Raw genomic sequence first — 23,254 nt, 5'->3', positions numbered from 1 at the left:
GCCGTCGCTTTTGCGACGCCCGGGCTGGTGAGGTGGATGCTGGAGGAAGGCCCGGCGCAGAGCCGGGCCTTGGATCAGAAGGTCTAGAGAGGGCTATTCCGCAGCGTCGAGATGACGATTCTCTTCGATACCGGCATCTTCATGAGCGGTATCTTCACCTTCGGCACCCTCGGTCAGGTATGCCGGCAGATCGATGTCGGCGCCCTCCACCGCGTCATCCGCGATGACCTCGTCCGCGGCTTCGTTGCCTTGTTCCGGGAGCGCCTCATCCACGGTGAGCCGAAGTGGCTCGGGCAGCCATCCGCTGCCTTCGAGCAGCCGGGCGGCCTCACAGGCCATGTCCACCTTTTTGAGGTGATCGATGAGTTGCGCGGACTGCTCACCCTTCGCCTCCCGGACCGCCTGCAGGATATGGGCCTTGGTCACGCGGCCGAGATAATTGTCGACCATCGGCGTCCAGCCTGCCTCGACCATGTCGAAGCCGATCGAGCGGGCGAGTTCATCGGCATGGGCGATCGCCGCGGGGCGCCGATTCCACGGCTGCACGACGGCATTGAGCGACAGCGAGACGCAATGAGCAAACAGCGCCTGCCGACTGGCCTCGTCGAGTGCGACCAGGTAGGCCCAAAGCTCCGCGGGTGTCTTCGGAAGATCATGTCCCCACGCCTCATGACGCTGTTCGATCTCCTTCGCCCAGACCGTGTCGCCCAACCCTTGCGTCTGGCTGAACTTCGCGCTCTGCAACGTGACCTCCAGGCACGAGTCGGAGCCATAGACGAAAAAGCTCTTGAGAACGAGGACGTGCAAGGCAGCGACAAAGGCCATGACCGGATCGTTTGCGAGCGCGTTCCTGAGCGCGATCGTGCGGGCTGCCGTCAGATCCTCGACGACACGATCCGATAGCGGACGAATGCGGTCGTCCTCTTCCTCCGGCGGCTCGACTGCAACCGGCTTGCCGTTGACCGAGATTCCTCCGGTTGCCGATGCCGCAACTGCATGATCGCCATCGTGATCGCCGGCACCCGTGCCATCGGCCTCGACGATCGGCTCGTCCTGAGGTCGAACAAAGCCGCGCTCGATCTTCAACTCGCCGCTGGCGCCGAGCGAGATGAAGGCGCCGCCGCGCGCCACCTCTTCCGGATCGAAGACATGGGGCCGGTCATTCAGCCGGTCCAGCTCGTTACCGAGTTCTTCGAGCCGGGTTTCTGTCTCCTCGGAATAGTCGGTCGCCTCGGCATATTCCGCGTCGAGCTTGTCGTATTCCGCCTTTGCCTCATCGTACTGGGCCAGTTCGTCGGCGCTCAGTTCTGGGCGCTCGCCGTAGAAGCGTCGCAGTCCGGAGGCATGGCCATAGGGAAAGTCGATTGCCGCGTCGACCCAGTTCCAGCCCTCCTCGGCTTTCAGCGCCTCGGCGTCGGTCTTAAGCTTTTCGAACACGAGCTGCTCGAGAAGCGCCGGATCCTGGAGCCACCCACCCTGATCCTGTTCGAAGAGGTCGCGCATCACGACGCCGCCGGCAGCTTCGTAAGCTTCGATCCCGATATAGACCGCGCGGCGATCGACGGCACGCACCGCTGTTTCGGTCAGCAGCCGGCGAATGTAGTACGGCTCACGGACATGCGACCGGGAGACCGTATCCCAGACCTGCTCCTGGCGAACATGATCGTTGGTGATGGAAAAGGCCATCACCTGCTCAAGTTTGATCTCGTCGTTCGCGTAGAGATCGAGAAGGCGGGGCGAAACCGACGCCAGCCGCAGGCGCTGGCGCACCGTCGACAAAGAGACGAAATAGCGCGCAGCGATCTCCTCCTCGCCGAGACCCTGCAAATAGAGGGTCTGGAAAGCCCGGAACTGGTCGAGAGGATGGAGCTGGAGGCGATGGACGTTTTCGGCAAGCGAATCGTCCTCGACCGAGGTCGACCCGCCGCGCTTGATGATACAGGGGATTGGCTCCGTCTTCGCCATGCGCTTCTGTTTGATCAGCAGATCGAGCGCACGATAGCGGCGGCCGCCGGCGGGAACTTCGTACCGACCGGTTTCCTTATCGTTCTCGCCAAGGATCGGCCGTACATTCAGGCTCATGAGAAGCCCGCGAAGGGCGATGTCGTTGGCGAGATCCTCGATCGAGATGCCTGCCTTGATGTTGCGAACGTTCTTCTGCGAGAGTTCGAGCTTGTCGAAAGGAATGTCCATCGATCGGTCAAGGGTGATCTTCTGAATGGCCTTTGCCATATCATTTCTCCATGGCGGGCCGGCCGGAGCCTCTCTCCGAACCTCCAACCCGCTGTGATCACCACTCCCCACTCTCCCTCCTCGCACCGCTCCGCCCCTCCCGGCTCGCGCTATTTGCCGAACCGGTGTCTCCCACGAAAGGCTCTGGGGAAGATCCATTGCGGCTTGCGCTCATTCTCGCAGCAGGAACTCTGCGAAGTGCATAGGTCCGCTAACTACGGATTGGAGCTCTGATCCAGGCGACCCAGCATTGGCAGGAACGCTCAGTCGCCTTGGCGACGTCGACCCGACGATTTGCGGAGCGCGAACATCTTGGCGTGACGCATGTGACGCATCAGGACGCTGATCAACCATCCGCCGGTCGATCATAACGGTCTTGTTGGCATCGAGTGTCCCACTCCATCTATCGGTGATAGTGCTACTGAGCATATCTGAGATGCGATGCCTCGCGTTGGCTGGGGTCACAATGCTGTTGGTGCGTCAGCCGCAGTGGACAATCTGGGCATCATCGGCACGCTGTTGCATACTGCTTGCGGGAGTCACGCAAATTATGCCGACATTCGCGGATCGAGGCGGTTTGAACGTCCGCATTTTCCGCGGCGGATGTTGATGATGCAGCGACAATTGCTTCGGCCGTCACTGCAGCCCACTCAATTGTTCTTAACCCAGCTAGGTCATTGATCTAGCTGGGTTTTTTCTTACTTGGAGCATCGAAAGCCGACCCATGGCCCGTCAAAAAAATAAGGTATTGATTTTAAAGAGAAATTTTCGGCAAAAAAATTTTCGAGGTTTCGTGTGTTATCGGAGTCAATCGGAGCTTCTGCCTGTTCTCTCCCGCACCTAACACGGAAATCCGGCTGAAGAAAAGTACCGTCACGGTATCAAGCGCCCAGCGTTGCCTGGAAACCGTTCGCTTCGGACCGATCGGCAAAATACAGCGGGCCGCCGCGCCAAGCGGGGAAGCCAAGACCGTTGACGATCGCCAAGTCGATGTCTGATGGGCGCAACGCCACACCTTCGGCCAATATGGCCCTCGCCTCGACCGCCATCGCCTCGAGCGCACGACGCACGATCGCGGGGCCGCCTATCGGCTGACGCTTGATGCCACGCTCAGCCGAGGCGCGCCTGATGAGTTCTTCCACGGCCGGATCTGGCACCCGCTTGCCTTCTTCATAGCGATACCAGCCCGCTCCGGTCTTGCGGCCGAAACGGCCCATCTCACAAAGCCAGTCCGCCACCTTCACGTAGCGTTCCAAGGGGTCACGCGTCGGCGCGAGCCGTTTGCGGCGTGCCCACGAGATGTCGAGGCCTGACAAATCGGCCACGGCGAACGGCCCCATGGCGAAGCCGAAAGCCTCCAGAGCCTCGTCGACGTCCTGGGGCAAAGCGCCGTCTTCCAACAGATATTCCATCTCGCGCCTGTAGCGGGCAAGGATACGATTGACGATGAAGCCGTCGCAGACACCGGAAACTACCGCCACTTTATCAAGTGACTTGGCAAAACGTAGCGCCGTAGCGATCACCGCCGGATCGCTGTGCTCGGTACGCACGACCTCGACCAGACGCATCACTTCCGCCGGCGCGAAGAAATGCAGGCCTGCAAAAAGCGCCGGATCTGCCACCGAACGTCCCAGTAGATTGGTGTCAAGATAAGACGTATTCGTCGCGATGATGGCGCCTGTATCGGCATGGAGGGCGATGCCAACCAGCACCTCCTGCTTTACCGCCAAGTCCTCGAACACCGCCTCGATGACGAGATCATGACCTGCCACAGCTGCAAGCGACGTGGCGACCTCGATCTTGGCAAGCAGGGCTTGTGCCCGCGCCGTCTCCCATTTCTCGCTTTTTGCCATTCTGGCAAGAGATTCGCCGATGGCCGTCCGGGCTTGCTCGACGATTGCCGGATCGCGGTCGATCAGCAGCGTCGGATATCCGGCCTTGAGACAGGCGACCGCAATCCCTCGTCCCATGGTGCCGGCGCCGACAACCGCCACGGCAGCGACTTTGCGCGACGCCGCTTGGTCGATGCCAGGAATCCTTAGCGCCTCGCGTTCGGCGAAGAAGAGATGGCGTAGCGCCTGCGCCTGGTCGGATTGGCGCAAATCGAGGAAGGCGGCGCGGTTGGCCGCCGCGGCCTCCTCGAAATCCTGGCTCTCGGCCGCCCGGACCGCTTCGATGGCCGCAGTCACCGAAGCCTGGCCACGCGCCCTGTCCGCCAGCCGTCGCGCAGCGGCCTCGAAAGCTGACCGGTCCGCGGTCGGCCTGATCGGTAGGTCCGACGTCCTGCGCAGCGGCCCTGCCGCCAGTTCGAGAGCCAGGGCTGTTGCCGCCTCCAGGAAATCCGCCGCGCCAGTGATGGCGTCAACGGCGCCCAGCGCGCGAGCCCGGTCCGCAGCGACCGGCTTGCCGGTAGCGACCAGCTCGAGCGCTTGGGTGGGGTCGACGAGGCGAACGAGACGGGGAATTCCGGCGGCGCCCGGAATGATGCCGAGCTTGACCTCTGGGAAGCCGAAGCTACTGCGCTGCGTTGCTACACGAGCATGGCAAGCTAGCGCGAGCTCGGCACCACCCCCCAACGCCACGCCGTCAATGGCGGCTACTACGGGTTTCGGGCAGTCCTCGATGACCCGCAGCACTTCCGGCAGGGCCGGACCCAGCAAAGGTCCCTCGAACTCCCGCACGTCGGCCCCCGCAATGAAAGCCTTTCCGCCGCCCGCGATGACAACTGCCCGGATATCCGACCGCTCGCCCATTTCGCGAACCAGGTCGATCAGTGCCTGGCGGACAGCCTGCGAGAGCGCGTTGACCGGTGGGTTGCTGATGGTGAGGCGGGCGACGCCGTCGACGGTCTCAACGAGCACCGGCGATATGCTTGCTTGCGGCTGGTTCAAGGTGTGCTCCGGATCCGGGTTTCAAAATGGCTGCCGCCGCGGCTAGCTCGCCTGAGCAGTGTCCTTGATCATATTGCGGGCGATAACCAACTGCTGGATCTGGGTCGTGCCTTCGTAGATGCGGAACAACCGCACATCACGATAAAAGCGCTCGATGCCGTACTCGCTCATATAGCCGGCGCCGCCATGGATCTGGACCGCGCGGTCGGCCACACGACCGACCATCTCGCTGGCAAACATCTTGCAGCACGCGGCCTCCGTCGAGACGTTGGCGTCGCGATCCTTGGCGTGCGCCGTCTCGACAACCATGCAGCGCGCCGCATAGGCCTCGGCCTTGCTGTCGGCGAGCATGGCCTGCACGAGCTGGAACTCCGCGATCGGCTGACCGAACTGCTTGCGTTGGATAGCGTAGGCCAGGCTGTCGGCAATGAGTCGCTCGGCCATGCCGACGCACACCGCCGAGATGTGGAGCCGCCCGCGGTCCAGCACCTTCATGGCGGTGTGGAAGCCTTGGCCTTCGCGCCCTCCCAGTACGGCGTCAGCCGGGACGCGACAGTCCTCGAAGATGACGTCGCTGGTGAGGGATCCGCTCTGCCCCATCTTCTTGTCGACGGCGCCAAGGCTCAGGCCCGGGGTGCCTGCCTCGACCAGAAAGGCCGTAACTCGTCCTTTCGGGCGCTCGGCATCGGCGGTGCGCGCAAAAACAGTGAAGAGACCGGCATGCGGAGCGTTGGTGATGAAGCGCTTGGTGCCGTTGAGCACGTAGCTGCCGCCATCGCGCCTCGCGCTCATGCGCAGCGAAGCCGCGTCTGAGCCTGCCTCAGGCTCAGTCAGGGCGAATGAGGCGATGATTTCACCGGTGGCGAGGCTTGGCAGGTATTTCTGCTTCTGGTCCTCCGTGCCATCCATGACGATGCCTTGGGAGCCGATCCCGTTGTTAGTGCCGATCAGCGATCGGAATGCCGCGGACGTTCGCCCGAGTTCGAAGGCGACCTTCACCTCCTCTTCCATCGTGAGACCAAGTCCGCCATAGGCCTCCGGAATGGAAAGTCCGAACAGGCCCATGTCTCGGAACGCCTGCTTGACGTCCTCAGGGATGGCGTTCTGCTCGGCAACCGTCGCCTCGAGTGGAACGAGCCGCTCGCTGACGAAGCGGGCGACGGTAGAGATAAGTTGATCGAAAGTGGCTGGATCGAGCGCCATGTCGGGTTCCGTGTCATCTCTGCAAGTTGGTGCCGCTTCGCGTGGCTTGGGCGGCAGATTCGAGCGATATCGGCTAGCGATTTGCGCCGGGGCTAAGCGGCCTGCGGCACAGCTGATCTGCGCCGAGGCACGGTCGCCCGGCGTCGCGCCTAGATCCCATCCCGTCTACAGCTTCACGCCCGCGCATTTTCGGCTCGCCATCGCTCCGTCCGCCCTTGCAAAGGGCTTTACACTTGGGTACGGTTCAAGTCAATTCTTCGGAAATTAATTCCAACATACGGAATTTGCGTACCAACGCCGAATTGCTCGGCAAGACGTGAGAAGGCCGTGCGTGCATGACGCAAGCAAATGAAATGACGGGTGCCGAGAGCCTCGTTCGAACTTTGATTGCCGGGGGCATTGACACCTGCTTTGCCAATCCCGGCACAAGCGAGATGCACTTCGTGGCGGCGCTCGATCAGATTCCCGGCATGCGCTGTGTCCTGGGGCTGCAGGAGAACGTCGTCACAGGCATGGCCGACGGCTACTACCGCATGGCGGACAGGACGGCCTGCACGCTGTTGCATTGCGGGCCCGGCCTAGCGAACGGCCTGGCGAATCTCCACAACGCTCGCCGTGCCGGCAGCGGCGTGGTCAACATCGTCGGCGACCACGCCACTTACCACGCGCCGCTCGACGCACCACTGACGGCCGATACCGAGGCCCTGGCCCGAACCGTATCGGCGTGGGTGCGCACCAGCGCCAGACCGCAGGATGTCGGGCCAGACGCCGCAGCCGCCATGCAGGCGGCTGGGACGATTGCCCGCAATCTCGCCACGCTGATCCTGCCATCGGACTCCTCCTGGGGTCGCGGTGGCGTCGTGGCCGAGCCGCTACCCGCGCTCAGGGCGCCGCCGATCGACCCGCACGTGGTCGACGCGGCCGCATCGGCATTGCGCGGCAATGGGTCGAATGTCCTCATCCTGCTCGGCGGCAAGGGATTCCGCGCCGCCTCGCAACGCCTTGCGTGGCGCTTGGCCCAGGCCAGCGGAGCCGCGATCCTGGGAGAGTTCGTCGCGCCGCGGGTGGAAAGGGGTGCAGGTCGCCTTTCCCTCGAGCGCATCCCTTATGGCACCAATGCCGCGGTCAAGGTGCTGAGCCGTTTCACAGATATTGTCCTGGTAGGAGCGCGACCGCCGGTCGGCTTCTTCGCTTATCCCGACAAGCCGTCGCGGCAATATGCGGATGGCACACGCCTGCACGTGCTTGCCCGTCAGGACCAGGACGCCGAGGCGGCACTCAACGCCTTGGTCGATACGCTGGGGGTGCCGGAGGCAGCGTTTCCGGCCGCAGCGGCGCGGCCGCAACGGGTCACCGGCAAACCCACCTCAGAGGGCTTTGCGCGCATGTTAGGGGCGGTCTTGCCCGAGGGGGCGATTGTCTCAGACGAGAGTATCTCGTTCGGTCGAGGGTTCTACGCCGAAACGCATAATGCGGCGCCGCATGACTGGCTGCATCTCACCGGCGGCGCGATCGGCGACGGCCTGCCCGTCGCCACGGGGGCAGCGATCGGCGCGGGCGGCTCAAGGCGGGTGATCAGCCTGCAGGCGGACGGTTCGGCCATGTACTCGCTGCAGTCGCTGTGGACCCAGGCGCGGGAACGGCTACCGGTCACGACCATCCTGCTCAGCAACCGCAAGTACAACATCTTGATCGGCGAATATAAAGACGTCGGTGCGGTGCCGGGGCAGACAGCGATGAACATGCTGGACCTTTCGAATCCTGACATCGGCTGGGTGAAACTCGCTGAAGGCCTGGGCGTGGAAGCGGTTCAAGCGCACTCCCTCGAGCAATGCGCCGACCTCCTCGAAGCAAGCTTCCACCTCCCTCGCCCCTTCCTGATCGAGTTGGTCATATGACCTATGGCGTGTATGACAATCGCGACGGCCGGCGTGTCCGGAGCCTTGGTGCTTTCGGGTGGCGCATGGATGTGGCGAGCGTGCCCGCAGGAAGCCGTCGATGCCTGCATGCGAATAAGCTCTACAACGCTGCGATCGCGGCGTCGTCGACCTGAAACGAGCCATGCCCTCCGGGGCGCTGGCGTGCCCGCGAGGGCGCTGGCGTGCTCCGCGACCTCAGACCTCCCAAGGAAGCGGAGCACGTCAACTTGCGTGTTGAAGGACCCTGTCCGACCCGTTGATGCGGATTGCGGATGCAATCCGGCCCGTGCCATGTCAGGCACAATGATGTGCATCGTGCGCGTCAGAACACCGAGGCGGTCGCCTGACCTGAGGGGGCTGATGACACCTCGCGCCCAATCAGCAGAAGCAGGGCCGAGGGAAGCAACGTGATCGTCAATACTGTTGCCACAGCCAGACCTCCGATGATCGCGTAGGCCATTGGCCCCCAGAATACTTGCGGAGCGATCGGGATCATGCCCAATATGGCAGCAAGCGCTGTCAGCATAATGGGGCGGGCACGGTGCATGGTGGCTTCCATCACCGCCACCCTCGCCGAGGCGCCATTGGCTCGGTTCGCGTCAGTTTCCTCGATAAGGATCACGGCGTTGCGGATGATCATCCCGGCGAGCGCGATCACACCGAGCTGGGCAACAAAGCCCATCGGCGTGCCGGTCGGAAGCATAGCCGCAACCACACCGATCAGGCCGAACGGTGCCATAGCGATCGCCAACGCGGTCCGCGAGAAGCTGCGCAGTTGGACCATCAGCAACGCGACCATGATCCCGATCATCAGGGGCACAACGGCGAAGACCGAGTTGTTGCCCTTTTTAGCCTCTTCCACGGCCCCGCCCGTCGCGACCGCGTAGCCCGCCGGCAGCTTTCCAGCGAAGGCCGCGACGGCCGGAGCGAGGCGCGCGGTCACCGTGCTGGGCTGGACCTGATGCGCCACATCGGACTGCACGGTGATGATTGCGTCCCGCTGCCGGCGCCAGATAATCGGTTCTTCCACACCATAAGAGAGGCTGGCAATCTGGCTGAGCGGCACCGACCTTCCGTCGGCGGTCGCGATTTGGAGATTGGCGATCGTGCCGATATCGGTCCGCTCGACATCCTCGCCGCGCAGCAAAACATCCACCAGGCGGGTGCCGTCCCGGACCGCGGTGACGCGATCGCCTGAGAACACGAGGGCGAGCGCGCTGGCGACATCTTCGGAGGAGAGGCCGGCAGCGCGGACTGCGGTCTGGTCAACATCGATCGTCACGCTCTTTCGGGGTTCGCCCGAGGTCAAGTTGACGTCGCGGGCATCGACATCGCTCGCAACAACGCTGGCGAGCGCGAGGGCGTATTCGCGGACCTTAGCGACGTCGGGCCCGGTCACACGATACTTCAGCGGCCAGCCGACGGGAGGACCGAGTTCGAGCGGGGTAGCGCGCGCCACGACGTCGCCGAACTGGCCGCGGAATGCTTCATCGAGCCGCGCGCGCAGGGCGTCACGCTCTGCAAGACCCTTCGCCACCACAACGGCCTGCGCGATGTTGTCATTGGTGAGCAAAACGTCCATCGGCAGGTAGAAACGTATGGCGCCGGACCCAACATATGTCGAGAAGCGCTCGACAGCGGGGTCCTGCTTCAAAATGTCCTCAAGTTTCCGGGCCGCCCGGTCGGTGGCAGCTATGGACGCGTTCTCGGGAAGCGTGAGGCTGACCAGCAGCTCCGGCCGATCGGAGGGCGGAAAGAACTGCTGTTGCAGCTTCGTGGCCCCGAACACGGCGAGGGTCAGTGCAGCCAGTGCCAGGCCCATGGTCACCAGCGGACGGGCCAGCACAAGGCCAACGAGCTTGCTGAACGTCCTCATCACCCTGCCCTCTCCGTGGGCATGGGCCGGCATGGTCCTTGGCAGGATCCAGTTTCCGATCAGGGGTGAGAATAGCACCGCCACGACCCAGGAGGCCGCCAGAGAGATCAGGACAACCACGAATAGCGAGTAGCAATATTCACCGGCGCTTGAAGCCGCGAAACCGACTGGCACGAAACCGGCGACCATTACCAGCGTCCCGGTCAACATCGGGAAGGCAGTGGTGTCATAGGCGTAGCTGGCCGCCCGCGCTCTGTCCCATCCCTGCTCAAGCCTTCCCACCATTGCCTCGACCGTGATCATCGCGTCATCGACCAGCAGGCCAAGCGCGATGATCAAGGCACCAAGGGAGATACGCTGCAACCCGATCCCCGCAAACTCCATCCCCAGGAAGGTCATTGCCAAGACGAGCGGGATCGACAGCGTGACAACCAGACCCGCGCGCATCCCGAGCGAAACGAAGGACACGGCCAGCACAATGGCGATGGCTTCTGCCAGAACTTTCAGAAACCCGTCGACGGCATCCTTCACGACCGTCCCCTGATCGGCGACCTCACTCGCCTCGATGCCGTAGGGCAGAGTCTGCCCGATTTCGGCCATCTTTGCCTTCACTGCGGCGCTGAATTCGAGGAGATTTCCCGTCGGCGCCATGGAGATGGCAAGACCGAGCGCCTTCTCGCCATTGACCCTGAACAGCGGCGAGGGCGGGTCAGCAGCTATGCGTTTGATAGCGACCAGGTCGGTCAGCGGCAAAAACCGTCCATTCACTGATAACGTTACTTTGCGCAGGCTTTCCTCGGATACGAAGGCACCGGTGACGGAGAGGCCGACCAGTTCGTCGCTGAGGCGGACGACGCCGGCCGGCGCGACGGCGTTTTGACCCTGCAGGACTTTGACAAGGGCCGGGACGTCGAGCCCGTACATTGCAAGCCGGCTTGGCGAGAACGTCACCAAGACTTGCTCCTCCTGCACACCGAGAAGGTTGACCTTCCCGACATCTTTGATCTTGAGTATCTCGGCTCGGATGCGATCGAGGCGATCCCGCAACTCACGATCGCTGAATCCCTCTGCCGTAAAGCCGTAGACAAGCCCAAAGGTGTCGCCGAATTCGTCATCGAAGACAGGACCTTGCACCCCTTGCGGCAGCGTGGGTGCGATGTCTTGCACCTTCTTGCGCACCTGGTACCAGATCTCGGTCACCTTGGACGGGGGCGTGTCGTCACGCAGGTTGACGAAGACCACGCTCTCTCCGGGTTTGGTGTAGCTGTCGATACGGTCGAGATAGGGAGTCTCCTCCAACTTTTGCTCGATCTTGTCGGTGAGCAGGTTGGTTGTGTCTTTGGTGGACGCGCCGGGCCAGAAGGCTGAAACCACCATTGTTTTGATGGTGAAAGGCGGATCCTCGTTGCGGCTGAGCTGCACATAGCTCCAGGCGCCGGCGACCAACGTCGCCAGCATGACGAAGATGACAAGGGACTGATTGCTGAGCGCCCATGCCGACAGGTTGAAGCCGCCGGGGCGGGAGGCGTCGCGGAGTGCGCTCACTGGCCAGCCTCTTCGAGCTTGACGGCCTGATCCGGACGAAGCTTGCTGACGCCGGCAACGACTACCTCATCACCCACGGCCAGCCCGGACTGGATCACGGCCGAGGTGTCGGTATAGCGGGCAACGACGACGGATTTGAGCGCGAGCTTACTGGTAGCGGTGTCTACCACGAAGACGGCCGGTGAACTGGACCTGCTGGTGATTGCCAGCGCCGGCACAACCATCACCTTGCCGCCGGGGATTTCCACCGTCCCGCTCACCGTGGCACCGAGCGTCATCGCCTTGGGGGCGCCGGGGAGCGCGACGCGCACACGGTAGGTCCGCGTCACCGGATCGGCCGCCGGGCTGATCTCACGGACCGAACCAAGGACATTGACTGCCGGATCCGACGTCAGCGCCACCCGGACCGGAATATCTTCGGAGGCGCCGCTGATTAGGCGCTCGGAGACGTTGAAAACAGCGTCCTTGGCACCGTCCGAAGCAACCCGGACGACCATCTGGCCGGCACCGACTACCTGTCCGGCATTGGCGCCAATGGCCGTCACCACACCTGCATCGACCGCGACCAGCTTTGTGTAGCCAAGTTTGTTGCGTGCGTTCTCCAGGTTGGCCTCGGCGGCCTCGCGCCGGCTGGCAGCGCTTCGCCATTCCGCGTCTGCGGTTTCAAGCGCGGGCTTGGCCACCACCTGCTTGTCAAACAGCGACCGCTGCCGGTCGAGCGTGGAGCGGGCGGCGGTCTCGGCGGCGCTGGCGCTCTCGAGATCGGCCTCCGCCGCCCTGACCTCGTTGGCGATATCGCTGCTGTCCAGGACGGCGATCGTCTCCCCGGCGCTGACGCGCGCACCGACATCGGCGGTGCGGCTCACGATTCTGCCATTGACGCGGAAGCCCAGGTCGGTCTCGGTATGCGGCTGGATCTCGCCGGTCTGGGCGATGATGTCGGCGACATCGGTCGGCAGAACCCTGAGCACCTTCACGGGCCGCGGCTTCTCGGGCATCTCGGCCTCCTCCTTGCCACAGGCCGTAAGCATCAGTGCAGCGCACAGCAGAGGCGCCACCTTGCAAGCGACAGTCGTCATCTCAATCCCTGTCTCCAGATACAAAGAGGCCGCGCAGCACCGTCGCGCTGGCTACCTCGGCAAGTTTGCGGGCATCCCCGAAGTCGATCTGCTCCACGGTGATCGCCAAGCTCACCACCCCGTGGATGGTTCCCCACAAAACATGGGCGGCGACCGCCACCGGGAGTGGGCGGATGATACCGGCCGTCAACGCGGCCTCGACCCGTTCGAGAAAAAGCTCGTACCCTTTTAGAAGGGTCGTCATATCGCCAAAGCGGGAGAATTGGCCGAGGTCGTTTTCGAGAAAGAGCACACGGAAGCGGTCAGGATTCTCGATCGCGAAGTCGGCATAAGCCAGCAGCATCGCCTCGAGCTGATCACGAACGCCTTTTCTGTCTGCGCAGATTACTTCAAAGCGACGGTGAAGTTCTCCCAGACTATCGGACCAGTAGGCCACGAGCACATGCTGGCGCGTCGGAAAGTAGCGGTAGAGGGCACCGGCGGTCAGGCCAACCTCCTTGGCCAGACGTCTCATCGAGAAGGCCGAATATCCCCCCTCACCCGCGATGATGCGGCCCGTCGCCGCCAACAAGCGCTCGCGCATCACGCCAAGGGCTTCATCCGTCATGGCGAGGCGCGGCATCAAATAGACCCATTTATAAAACGCGTTTATCAAACACTATCACTAAACGCGTTTTGCTTTCAAGGCGGCTCCCCTTACCGACCGCTCGCGATCAGAATGCACAGCCCTGGAACAGGTTCTCGGACGTGAGGCCGGCCGCCCCCGCACACTGCATGATCAGGCGCGACCGCCTACCAGATCCGCCCTGGCCGGAGCAGCTTTCCCGATCATCTTATCGGCCGCCTTCGCGGCCATCATCATAATGACCACGTTCGGATTGCCAGAGATCAAGTGCGGCATGGCGGACGCGTCCACGACACTCAGACCGTCCAGACCGCGCACGCTCAAATCCGGGTCGAGGACCGCAGCCTCGCCCTTGCCCATCTTGCAGGTGCAAGAAGGATGATAGAGCTGGACGGCATTGTCACGGATATGGCGATCGATCTCAGCGTCCGTCCTCAGGTCACGATCGGGAACCGTTGGACGGCCCCGGAACGGCGCCAACGCCTCACTGTTGCCGAGCTCAAGCGAGCGCCGCACGCCGTCGCGCAGAACGCAAAGATCTTCCGGCTCGGAGAGCGAATTGTAGAAGATACGGGGTCTGTCCCTGGGGTCGGACGATTTGAGCAAGATCTCGCCACGGCTCTTCTGGCTAAGCAGCTCGGGCCTGATGCCGAATCCGTCAACGTAAGGCCGCTTGAGGCCGGGGAACCAAAAGTTGGCGTCTCCGGGCACCATGGAAACAACCAGCTCGAGATCGGGCTGGCGCAGCCCAGCCCGCGATTTGATGAAAGCCAATATGGCGCCGGGGATGTTGGTCGCCGGCCCGGTGCCGCCGAAATAGGCGCGCAGCATGTTCGCCCCAATGCGATCGAGCCTGAGGCTGCGATGGAACAGGCCGGGCTGCTTGCGACTCCAGAAAACCCAGACCCCGAGATGGTCCTCGAGGTTCTTGCCAACCGGCAGATCGACCAGGGGCTTGATGCCCATGGCCTTCAGATGGCCGGCCGGGCCGACGCCAGACAGCATGAGCAGGTGCGGCGTGTTGACGGCGCCCAGACACAGGACCGTGCGCTCACGCGCACGGGCGATAAAGGTTTTGCCGTTGCGCACATACTCCACGCCCGCCGCTCGCCTCCCATCAAACAGCACCCTGGTGGCTGTCGCGCGTGTGCGCACAAGAAGATTCGGCCTGGCCATCGCTGGCCTGAGGAAGGCGCGGCCCGACGAAGAGCGGATGCCGTCGCGCACCGTGTATTGCGCCATTGCGAAGCCTTCGGGCTCGGCGCCATTGTAGTCGTCGGTAACGGGGTAGCCTTGGGAGCGGATCGCGTCAAACCAGGCGTCGTAGATAGGGTCTGGCCGGAGTGCCTTACGGGCGCCGAGCTCACCCTCGCCGCCGCGAAAATGATCTTCGCCGCCTTCCCACGTTTCGCACGCCTTAAAATAGGGCAAGACCTCCTCGTAACTCCAACCGGTCGCGCCTTGCTCGACCCAGCGTGCGTAGTCGACTGGGTGACCGCGCGTATGGGCCATGTAGTTGATCGAAGAGCCGCCGCCGATGACCTTTCCGTGAGGAACCTGCATACGCCGTCCGTTGAGCAAAGGATCGGGCTCGGAGACATCCCCCCACTCGTAGAGACCATATTGCGTCAACTTCCTCGCGCCGATGGGGATTGAGACCAACGGATTCCAGTCCCACCCCCCGGCTTCGAGCAACAGCACCCGCGTGCTCCGATCGCGCGACAGCCGATTGGCCACGACGCAGCCGGCGGAGCCCGCGCCAACCACGATGAAGTCGAAAGAATCGGTCAAAACCGGCTCCTGTCATGCTGGCATTTGGTGATGGTACACACGTCGCCCTTTAGTGAACCGGGACGGCGATCGATGGAATTGGCACGGGGGAGGCGGATCGCCAACAAAACTGCAGGACCAAACCGCGCCGTGCGAGCCCCGCATTTCCTCTCAGAGGCAAAGCAAGGCTTCATCGACTGGGATCCGGCGATAGGTCTCTCTAACCAGGCCGTCGCACGAGATGGCCTCACGGGCGGAGGCGGCGCGCGCACGGTCTTGCGCGCCGACATCCGCGCTACGGACCTGAAGCCAACGCGCATAGTCGAGGTCCGCCTCTTTGACCAGACCCTTTGCCGCCACCGCCCGGGCCTCGACCTCCTGCGCACTCGGTGGCTTGATCACCTGTTTGGGATTGTACTCGGTTTTCGGGCTGGTGCCGCGGATTGCGAAGTCTGGATCGGCCACACGACCCGTCGGGCTGTAAACGAATGCCGAGCGTATCGTCTCCAGTGCCGCTTCCGTCTCTTTACGGCGGTGGACAATCTCCCGCCGTGGCCTGTTGGGAATGGCGAGACGTGTGATCGCCCTGTCGTTGATGGCGTCGAGAACCTCCCGGTGGTCCTCGGTCTTGAGGATCACCTCGCGGCGAGCCGGCCAAAAGTCGAACGGTGAGTGCGTGCCAAAGCCCCGGCCGAGGTGAAACGCATAAATCTCGGGATAGATGGCCCTCGCGCTGCGGCGCTGCGGCTTGATCTCATAGAAGCACACGATGGCGAGTTGGATGAGATGGGTCGCGCCGACGCCACCAAGAGGGCTGTCCAGGACGATGCCGAACCGGTCGTGAACATTCCAGTCCGGGAACACATCGCAAACCGTCCCGGCCTGCCCATCTATCTCGACCGCGAACATGTCGGGGAAAAGAAGCTTGGTAACGTGCATTAGGTTTTCCGACCAAGACGACCAAACCTGACGTTACTCAGGTTTTCAGCTATGGTCAACGCCAGGGCGCTCCCTCCCGGGATGGCGACCATGGCTCGATTGGCGGGTTACGATCCTTTGTTAGCCTAGTTAGCCCAATTGCTGGCTGCCTGAAGCTGACAACGGAGTGAGATGCGGGTTCGCCCTGCGATCGACCCGCAAGAAAGCTGATAAAGATCATAATACCCTTGACAGACCCCGCCCACGTGAGAGTAAATGTGAGCGTGACGTGAGCCGTTGCAATCCTGATGGGCCACAGAATCCTGTCAGTTGTTTGAATTGCTGATCGTATGGTCAGTCGGCTCTAAGCGCCTCAAGGCTTTGGATGCCACTGGCTTATTGGCCATCGATGAGGTGCTCAATGTTGCAAGTGACCATAGTTGTCGGAAATCCAAAGGCTCACTCTCGAACTCGGCGAATTGCCGAGATGATTGTTGACGAGCTCTTCGCCGGCACGGAGGTCGACTGCAGCGTCATCGACCTTGTTGAGCATATCGACGAGATTTTTAAGTGGCCATCGCAGCGGATGGCCGATCTTGCGAAGCGCGTTTCGAGCTCTCATTTGGCGGTCTTCGCCTCTCCCACTTACAAAGCAACTTACACCGGTCTGTTGAAGGTATTCCTCGACCGCTATCCGGCAAACGGATTGCGCGGTATCACCGCCTTGTCTGTTATGACCGGCGCCGACTTCGGCCACTCGATGGCTCCAACGGTCAATTTGAACGCTCTAATGTTCGAACTTGGAGCGAGCGTGCCTGTACGAGGTCTCTATTTCAATACGGCACAGATCGAGAAGGTCGACGAACTGGTCAGCGAGGCGGTCAATGAGATCCGAATCGCTATTATCTCAGCCAAGCCGACGCTCGACGCAATCACCGCCAGTCTCTCCATGAAGGATAAGGCCCCATGAACGCACAGGTCATCAATTCACGCCAGTTCCGCGACGCTTTGAGTCATTTTGCGTCGGGCATCACGATCATCGCCAGCATGATCGACGGCAAGCCCGTGGGTTTCACGTGCCAGGCCTTCTACAGTGTCTCGGTCGAGCCGCCCATGGTGTCGTTCAGCGTTATGAAGTCATCTACGAGTTGGCCGAAGATTCGCCAGGGCGGGCGTTTTTGCGTCAACGTGTTGTCAGGCCGCCAAGTGCAACTTTCAGACACCTTTGCCAAATCGGCTATCGACCGCTGGGCCGACGTCGTTTGGAACACGACCGAAGGCGGCAACCCGGTCATAGAGGGTACACTTCTATGGCTTGATTGCAGGCTGCATGCTGAGCACGAGGCCGGCGATCACTGGGTGATCATCGCCGAAGTGAACCAGATTGGCGAACCCAGAGGCGACGAACACTCCTCTCCCCTGCTCTACTACAGGGGGCGATATCACCAGCTTGCAACGGGTTGACGCGGGCAGTTGGGAACGCCAACCGTGTTCGCCACAAGAATCGCTCTTAGATCATATCATCGACCCCGGCTCTACCGATCGCAGCAGGCGGTTTTCCGGCTATCATTGCGAGGTCATCTTTGCGCTCGACGCCGGCAAAAAGCATGACGCCAGCGCCGGGCGGAACCGTTCATAATCTGAACTGCGCATCCTCTACATTGATCAATAGCAATTCCCTCAACTCAAGAGCTCTGAACCGAGCCGACCCTCTACCTAGTCTCACTTGAACAAATGCAGGTTGTTTCGAAAATACTGCCTTAGCGACGTTGCGGGCCGCCCCAACTGCTTATTGATCGTGTCGGTGACGGGCTGCTTGTGGCCGTGCATTGCCGAATAGCGGGTATAGATGGCAAGCGCCTCGGCCATGTCTCCGGCGGTGCTTTCATAGGAATCTGAAGAATCGACCCAAGTGACCACTTCCCCAAGCTCCTCGCTGAGGATACGTGCAATATCGGGAAAGGTCAGCTTTTCCGGGCCGGTGACGATGTATTCCTCGCCCTGATGCGGATCTGAACCCTCTTTCAGCATCTTCGCCATCAATTCACTCGCGTCGCTTTCAACGATCCAGTTGCGTAAGGCGTCTCCTGTGATCGGCATTTCCCGTCGGGTTCTAATGGCCTCGCCGCATAACCAGGGCAGCGTGTAAGCCGTCCAAGCGGAGACATTGACATATGCGATCGGCACGTCGCTACCCTTAAACGCGTCCTTCGCTACCCAATGGGCAGCTGTACCGACCTTCGTGTTTAGCCATTCTTCTGTCATCTCATCGGCTGTAATCGGCGGAATAGCTATGAGGCGGACCAATAGGTCGAAATTGGGCGAAGTCTCGATGGCAGCGATGGTGTTGGGAACGACGACCGCCTCGTCTGTTAGATCCGGCGTTATCATCAGGGCGCGATCAACCCCCGCGAACGCCTTGACCAGGCTGTCACGGTCCGTCCACTCCGCCCGAACCACTTCAGCATGGGGGAACTCCTTGCTCAGCTTGGCCAACCCTTTTTCCGAGCGGCTGGTCACCCGCAACGCGATATCGCCTAGCGTAGCAAGTTCCCGGGCCACGTGAGACGCAAAGTTGCCTGTGGCGCCCACAATCAGAATCTTTTTCATATCACCAACCTTTGCATTGGTAGTGGATTCCCTCTTGCTGGCTCCGAATTCAGGCCGCCGTTAGCGACGGTGGTTGAGACGGGAAATACGCCGCTGGCGTCAGTTGCGGACCAGAAGCATATCTGATGCTGACCAGCCGAGATGGACACGCCGGCCCACTGCAATGGCTTCGAGCAGACGAGTAGTGGGCTGTACAAGATGCACTTGCGGGCCATTCTCGACGCGGACCTTGTACCGAGTGGAGCCGGTTATAAAAGTGATGTCCTCGACCACTCCAGCCACGGTATTGTCTGTCGTCAAAGTTGTGGTCGCGATCGACATTGCTTCAGGCCGCACGCATGCACAGACGTTAGCCGAGCCTGGAACTTGGGATGAGTGCAATATCGCGCCAAAGCTCGTCCGCACATCGACACCGTTGCCCTTCGGAATCAGGTCGGTTATCTCGAAGATGTTTGCGTGCCCGAGAAAAGAAGCCACGAAGCGGCTGCTAGGCATTTCATACAATTCACGCGCGCCGCCTATCTGTTCGATCCGTCCATCACGCATGATCGCTATACGGTCGGCTAGCGAAGCAGCCTCGCCCTGGTCATGCGTTACGTACAAAAAGGTCGAACCGACTGCCTGGTGAAACTGTTTGATCTCGTACTGCATCTCGTCGCGCAAGTTCTTATCCAGCGCGCTGAGCGGCTCATCCATCAGCAATAGGAGGGGGTTGTAGATAGCGGCGCGCGCGAGCGCAACGCGTTGCTGCTGGCCGCCGGACAAGGCTGCCGGATAGCGATCGGCCATTCCGCTCAGCCTCACCAGGTCGATCATGCGCTTCAGACGCGTTGCAATTTCTGGCTTCGGCACATTCCGGACTCTCAGCGGAAAGCTGATGTTCTCGGCAACCGTCATATGAGGAAACAGCGAGTAACCCTGAAACACCATGCCGATATTGCGTTTGAACGGTGGTTTGTCTGCGATGTTGGCACCGTCAATCCGGATCTCACCTGCAGTAGGTGTTGTATATCCTGCCGTCAATCCAAGTAACGTCGATTTTCCAGAACCGCTCGGCCCGATAATTGCGAAAACCTCGCCGGCTTCGATTTCAAGGTTAGCTGGATGAAGTGCAACTACCTGACCGTATGATTTCGTAATTTCGATGAAACTAACTTTGTGGCCACGTATCTCACTCATGCTCTGTTCTGCGCCTTACTGACAATGGAGGAGGACCGTCGTTGTATCAACGCGACAATCGTCAACAGGATGAGCGATATCGAAACTACAACAGTCGATGCTGCAGCGATAGTCGGGTCTAGCTGATATTGCAGCTCGCTGAACATAAACTTCGGCAGCGTGACTGAATTGAAGTCGGTCAAAAACAGCGCGATGATAATTTCGTCAAACGAGGCGGCAAAGGCGAACAATCCTCCAACTAGGACAGCGGGTCGGATCATCGGGAAGGTTACGCTCCAGAATGTCTGCCACCAATTGGCGCCCATTGTCATGGCGGCGAGCTCATAGTTCGGCCCGAAGCCTCGCAACGCGGCGCTGACTGTGATCATGACGAGCGGGATGGATATGACGGTGTGGGCGATAATGATCCCTACAAACCCACCTAGCAGGTTCACTGACGCGAGAACGGGAAAGAGGCCGATCGCTAGAATAATCTGCGGAAGCATCAACGGGGCGAGCACCAGAGCCGAAAATGAGCGCTGCATGGGCAAGTTGCCCCGGACAACCGACAGCGCAGCCAGCGTTCCGAGGGCCATGGACAAGATTGTCACGGGAATGCCGACCTTGAGGGTGTTCAGCATCGAGTGGGCATAGCCTGGGTTGTCGATGAAGCTTTTATACCACTGCAACGAATAGCCGGCCGGGGGAAATGACAGGTACCGCTCGCTGCTCAACGAGATTGGCAGAATGATTAGGGTCGGAATGATGAGATAGGCCATCGTCAGGTAGACGACACCGTGAAGCACAGCAGACTGAAGCTTGGTGAACGTTGACCACATTGCCTGTTAGACCCTATTCGATCTTTGTACAGTGAGCCGCTCATAAATAACGAAGAGAATACCCGCCATGAACAGCAGTGTCGCCGACAGTGCGGAGGCGAGTGGCCAGTTCAAGGTCTTGCGAACATGCTGTTCTATTAGCATCGATACCATAGCGTCGCGACTGCCTCCCATAAGTGCAGGTGTCACGTAGAATCCCAGCGCAGTGATGAAGACCAGAAGGAACCCCGCGAAGACGCCAGGCAGCGTCATAGGGAGATATACGTAGTAGAATACCTGTAAGGGGTTGGCTCCGATGATCTCTGCAGCCTGCACTTTGGTCATATCGAGTTGACGCATGGTGCTAAGGAGCGGGAGGATCATCAGGGGGAGTAGAATCTGCACCATCCCAATATGGACCCCAAGTTGGTTATTCAAAAGACGGAGTGGCGCGTCGATTATGCCCATGTGCACGAGGAAGTTGTTCACCAAACCACGTTGTTGAAGGAGAGAAATCCAGGCATATGTACGAATAATAACGCTTGTCCAAAACGGAATCATTACCAGCGCAAGCATCATGTTAAGCTTGAGACCAGATGCTCGAGACATCAAGTACGCAAAGGGATATCCAAGCAAAAGGGTCACGACAGTGACTGTGAACGCGGTACGAAAGGTATTGATAAGCACCACGATGTGCGCGCGGCTGGTAAAAATATATACGTAGTTTTCGAGTCCCAGAGTTGGCTCAGCGAAACTTCTAACGACCACAACAATTAACGGAAGCAAAAAGGCGGGGCCGAGAAAAAGTAGTACTGGCAGGCTCAGTATGCGGTACCCCTTCTCCAAACTCCAAGCCTTCGACATTTCGATCATTTCCAACTTTGTTCGGTCAGCTAAGAGCGTAGGTCTGCGACGACGAGTCGGCATATGTCCAACCGATCGCCAAAAAGGTCTCCGCCCCAGACAATAAACATGGCCTCAGGGGATTGCCGCACTTTGAAACGAGGAAAGCCGGCGGACGGACCTGCCGCCGCCGACTTTCCCATTCCCTCAGCCAATCGTCCATTCGGTGAAGCGCCGCATGGCCTCCTCGCCATTTTTCGCCCACCAGGCAAAATCCTGCAGAACTGTGACCTTTCTATTCTCAGGTCCTGTCGGCGTCACCGCCAGCCTCGCAGGAGAAACCAGGGCGACACCTGATTTTGTCGCTGCGCCGTAGGGGAGGAGCTCGGTGAATTTCGCCTGGTTTTTCCCGTCGGCGAAGACGACGGCAAGTTCATGTGCCCACTTGGCGTTGGGGTGACCCTTCGGGATCACAAAGGCGTCTCCGTCGAGAACAGCATCTTGGAAAGTGAAGTCGATGGGTTTGCCTTGGTCCTTCAATTGCTGAGCTCGACCATTCCACAGGAAGCCCAAATCGGCCTCGCCGCTGACCATGTTCTGCTGGGACTGCGAGCCGCTCTCCCACCAGACGATATCATCCCGAATTCGGTCCAGGCTGGCGATAGACCGGTTTATGTCCAATGGATACAGCTTATCGCGGGCGACTCCGTCGCCAATCGCGGCAATGTCCAATGTTAGAGTTGCGGCCTTCTGCAAGGTACGGCGTCCTGGAAAGGATCCACTCTTTTTGAAAAAGTCCGTCCAACTTTTCGGCGCCTTGTCACCTGGGAACTTTTCCGTATTCCAGGCTAAACAGCTTGCGGCAACCAGCGTCATGAACCAGTCGTCTGACGACATGCTGTCGAAGAAATCGGCGCGGTCAATGTTGCCGTAGTCGATCTTTTCCGCCAAGCCCTGAGTGCTGACGACCGCGGCTTCCGCAGTCCCCGTCAATGCAACATCACCCTGCCCCCACGCCTTGTTGTCGACAATCGCCTTGATCTCGGCAGCGCCCATATAGGACTGAGGGACAACTTTGATGCCCGTCTTTTGCGTGAACGGTTCATAGTACGCCTTGGTGTACGCGTCACGGAGGATCGAACCTCCGTCCGCTACCAAAAGCTGATCAGGCTTGGACTGCGCGATCGCGGGCATTGTTAGGGTACCTGCAGCCAAGCTGACGCCCACACCCAAGCCTGTTTTGAAGATATCTCGCCTTGTTGGGCGGTATGCGCTTCGAGACGTCGTGTTCATGCGGTTCCCCTTTTTTGTGACCGTTTCCCAAGCGGGTGAGTGTCTCTCCGTACCCCGCATTTTCGGAACGCAATTCCAATAAAGCGCCTTTCGTAGACATCGTCAAGGTGAAGAGAAACGGGGCACGACGTCACCCGTCGCTTGTCAAATAGCATGGAGGGCTTTGTTCAGCGCGACCGAGATTAGGAGGTCGGCTGACTGTGGCGCTCGTCCAGGATCGCTTCATCGATGGCTCGAAGAAGCTCTTGGAGTCTATGGATATCGATTGCTCGTCCGAGGTACACAATCTCATTGTTCTTCGCGTCGGCGGCGAGTTGCCGGCGCCGGACGACCAGCTTCCGCCTGATACCGAGCAGGTGATCGACGTGGGTTTCGGCTGTCTCGCCGCCATCGGCCCCGCTCGCGCCCTTCAGGTAGGCATCATTATCGGCGAGAAAATTGTGTTGGTCAGCAGGTGGCGGAGCCTTCATCGTC

At 60.6% G+C, this 23,254-nt stretch carries 17 protein-coding genes; 3 read left to right on the top strand and 14 right to left on the bottom strand.

Annotation, left to right across the window (positions count from 1 at the left end; all coding sequences use genetic code 11):
* Window positions 1-93 precede the first annotated feature (93 nt).
* The 3 genes from FJ988_RS19910 to FJ988_RS19900 form a co-directional block, all read right to left on the bottom strand.
* Window positions 94-2,232: a ParB/RepB/Spo0J family partition protein gene (locus FJ988_RS19910; RefSeq protein ID WP_140820038.1), complete on the bottom strand. Its 2,139-nt coding sequence runs from the start codon at window positions 2,230-2,232 to the stop codon at window positions 94-96.
* An 881-nt stretch (window positions 2,233-3,113) separates the two neighbouring features.
* Window positions 3,114-5,123, bottom strand: a complete 2,010-nt coding sequence (locus tag FJ988_RS19905) for a 3-hydroxyacyl-CoA dehydrogenase NAD-binding domain-containing protein (RefSeq protein ID WP_210242778.1) — start codon at window positions 5,121-5,123, stop codon at window positions 3,114-3,116.
* A gap of 42 nt (window positions 5,124-5,165) precedes the next feature.
* The gene (locus tag FJ988_RS19900) at window positions 5,166-6,326 is read right to left on the bottom strand and encodes an acyl-CoA dehydrogenase family protein (protein ID WP_140820037.1); all 1,161 of its coding nucleotides are present in this window, start codon (window positions 6,324-6,326) and stop codon (window positions 5,166-5,168) included.
* Between the two features lie 353 nt (window positions 6,327-6,679).
* Here FJ988_RS19900 and FJ988_RS19895 point away from each other — a divergent pair, with 353 nt between their 5' ends.
* Window positions 6,680-8,224, top strand: coding sequence for an acetolactate synthase large subunit (locus FJ988_RS19895; protein ID WP_140820061.1), 1,545 nt, complete (start codon window positions 6,680-6,682; stop codon window positions 8,222-8,224).
* Window positions 8,225-8,567: 343 nt separating this feature from the next.
* Here FJ988_RS19895 and FJ988_RS19890 read toward each other — a convergent pair whose 3' ends face one another.
* The 5 genes from FJ988_RS19890 to FJ988_RS19870 all read right to left on the bottom strand — a co-directional run bounded on the left by FJ988_RS19890 (window position 8,568) and on the right by FJ988_RS19870 (window position 16,079).
* Window positions 8,568-11,666: an efflux RND transporter permease subunit gene (locus FJ988_RS19890; protein WP_281407751.1), complete on the bottom strand. Its 3,099-nt coding sequence runs from the start codon at window positions 11,664-11,666 to the stop codon at window positions 8,568-8,570.
* Window positions 11,663-12,664: an efflux RND transporter periplasmic adaptor subunit gene (locus FJ988_RS19885; protein ID WP_210242777.1), complete on the bottom strand. Its 1,002-nt coding sequence runs from the start codon at window positions 12,662-12,664 to the stop codon at window positions 11,663-11,665. The genes FJ988_RS19890 and FJ988_RS19885 overlap by 4 nt, the downstream gene beginning before the upstream one ends.
* Window positions 12,665-12,746: 82 nt before the next feature.
* Window positions 12,747-13,367, bottom strand: coding sequence for a TetR/AcrR family transcriptional regulator (locus FJ988_RS19880; protein ID WP_140820035.1), 621 nt, complete (start codon window positions 13,365-13,367; stop codon window positions 12,747-12,749).
* A gap of 156 nt (window positions 13,368-13,523) precedes the next feature.
* Window positions 13,524-15,161, bottom strand: coding sequence for a GMC family oxidoreductase (locus FJ988_RS19875; RefSeq protein ID WP_140820034.1), 1,638 nt, complete (start codon window positions 15,159-15,161; stop codon window positions 13,524-13,526).
* A gap of 150 nt (window positions 15,162-15,311) precedes the next feature.
* Window positions 15,312-16,079 (bottom strand): hypothetical protein, encoded by a 768-nt coding sequence (locus FJ988_RS19870; protein ID WP_140820033.1) that lies wholly within the window; start codon window positions 16,077-16,079, stop codon window positions 15,312-15,314.
* A 400-nt stretch (window positions 16,080-16,479) separates the two neighbouring features.
* Between FJ988_RS19870 and FJ988_RS19865 the strand changes: the two genes are divergently transcribed.
* Both FJ988_RS19865 and FJ988_RS19860 read left to right on the top strand, forming a co-directional pair.
* The gene (locus tag FJ988_RS19865) at window positions 16,480-17,028 is read left to right on the top strand and encodes an NADPH-dependent FMN reductase (RefSeq protein WP_181183608.1); all 549 of its coding nucleotides are present in this window, start codon (window positions 16,480-16,482) and stop codon (window positions 17,026-17,028) included.
* A complete protein-coding gene (locus tag FJ988_RS19860; RefSeq protein ID WP_140820031.1) occupies window positions 17,025-17,522 on the top strand; it encodes a flavin reductase family protein in 498 nt (165 codons plus the stop codon). The genes FJ988_RS19865 and FJ988_RS19860 overlap by 4 nt, the downstream gene beginning before the upstream one ends.
* 258 nt (window positions 17,523-17,780) lie before the next feature.
* On the opposite strand, the gene FJ988_RS19855 is transcribed toward FJ988_RS19860, so the two are convergent.
* The 6 genes from FJ988_RS19855 to FJ988_RS19830 all read right to left on the bottom strand — a co-directional run bounded on the left by FJ988_RS19855 (window position 17,781) and on the right by FJ988_RS19830 (window position 23,250).
* Entirely contained in the window at window positions 17,781-18,668 is an 888-nt protein-coding gene (locus FJ988_RS19855; protein WP_140820030.1) for an NmrA family NAD(P)-binding protein, read from the bottom strand.
* Window positions 18,669-18,767: 99 nt separating this feature from the next.
* On the bottom strand, window positions 18,768-19,847 hold the full coding sequence (locus FJ988_RS19850; protein WP_140820029.1) for an ABC transporter ATP-binding protein: 1,080 nt from the start codon (window positions 19,845-19,847) through the stop codon (window positions 18,768-18,770).
* A complete protein-coding gene (locus FJ988_RS19845; protein ID WP_140820028.1) occupies window positions 19,844-20,665 on the bottom strand; it encodes an ABC transporter permease in 822 nt (273 codons plus the stop codon). Before FJ988_RS19845 ends, FJ988_RS19850 begins: the two co-directional genes overlap by 4 nt.
* Before the next feature lie 6 nt (window positions 20,666-20,671).
* A complete protein-coding gene (locus FJ988_RS19840) occupies window positions 20,672-21,508 on the bottom strand; it encodes an ABC transporter permease (protein WP_140824805.1) in 837 nt (278 codons plus the stop codon).
* A 186-nt stretch (window positions 21,509-21,694) separates the two neighbouring features.
* A complete protein-coding gene (locus FJ988_RS19835; protein WP_181183607.1) occupies window positions 21,695-22,780 on the bottom strand; it encodes an extracellular solute-binding protein in 1,086 nt (361 codons plus the stop codon).
* 182 nt (window positions 22,781-22,962) lie between these two features.
* Window positions 22,963-23,250, bottom strand: a complete 288-nt coding sequence (locus FJ988_RS19830) for a hypothetical protein (protein WP_140820025.1) — start codon at window positions 23,248-23,250, stop codon at window positions 22,963-22,965.
* Between the last annotated feature and the right edge of the window lie 4 nt (window positions 23,251-23,254).

Source organism: Mesorhizobium sp. CU3, assembly GCF_006442965.1.
Lineage (GTDB): Bacteria > Pseudomonadota > Alphaproteobacteria > Rhizobiales > Rhizobiaceae > Mesorhizobium.
This window is presented reverse-complemented; position numbering and strand designations above follow the sequence as displayed.

Excerpts from the sequence above, each read along its gene's own strand:
- FJ988_RS19910 (WP_140820038.1), bottom strand. The coding sequence starts at position 2,232 with ATGGCAAAGGCCATTCAGAAGATCACCCTTGACCGATCGATGGACATT.
- FJ988_RS19900 (WP_140820037.1), bottom strand. The coding sequence starts at position 6,326 with ATGGCGCTCGATCCAGCCACTTTCGATCAACTTATCTCTACCGTCGCC.
- FJ988_RS19895 (WP_140820061.1), top strand. The coding sequence starts at position 6,680 with ATGACGGGTGCCGAGAGCCTCGTTCGAACTTTGATTGCCGGGGGCATT.
- FJ988_RS19885 (WP_210242777.1), bottom strand. The coding sequence starts at position 12,664 with ATGCCCGAGAAGCCGCGGCCCGTGAAGGTGCTCAGGGTTCTGCCGACC.
- FJ988_RS19880 (WP_140820035.1), bottom strand. The coding sequence starts at position 13,367 with ATGCCGCGCCTCGCCATGACGGATGAAGCCCTTGGCGTGATGCGCGAG.
- FJ988_RS19870 (WP_140820033.1), bottom strand. The coding sequence starts at position 16,079 with ATGCACGTTACCAAGCTTCTTTTCCCCGACATGTTCGCGGTCGAGATA.
- FJ988_RS19865 (WP_181183608.1), top strand. The coding sequence starts at position 16,480 with ATGTTGCAAGTGACCATAGTTGTCGGAAATCCAAAGGCTCACTCTCGA.
- FJ988_RS19860 (WP_140820031.1), top strand. The coding sequence starts at position 17,025 with ATGAACGCACAGGTCATCAATTCACGCCAGTTCCGCGACGCTTTGAGT.
- FJ988_RS19855 (WP_140820030.1), bottom strand. The coding sequence starts at position 18,668 with ATGAAAAAGATTCTGATTGTGGGCGCCACAGGCAACTTTGCGTCTCAC.
- FJ988_RS19850 (WP_140820029.1), bottom strand. The coding sequence starts at position 19,847 with ATGAGTGAGATACGTGGCCACAAAGTTAGTTTCATCGAAATTACGAAA.
- FJ988_RS19845 (WP_140820028.1), bottom strand. The coding sequence starts at position 20,665 with ATGTGGTCAACGTTCACCAAGCTTCAGTCTGCTGTGCTTCACGGTGTC.
- FJ988_RS19840 (WP_140824805.1), bottom strand. The coding sequence starts at position 21,508 with ATGTCGAAGGCTTGGAGTTTGGAGAAGGGGTACCGCATACTGAGCCTG.
- FJ988_RS19835 (WP_181183607.1), bottom strand. The coding sequence starts at position 22,780 with ATGAACACGACGTCTCGAAGCGCATACCGCCCAACAAGGCGAGATATC.
- FJ988_RS19830 (WP_140820025.1), bottom strand. The coding sequence starts at position 23,250 with ATGAAGGCTCCGCCACCTGCTGACCAACACAATTTTCTCGCCGATAAT.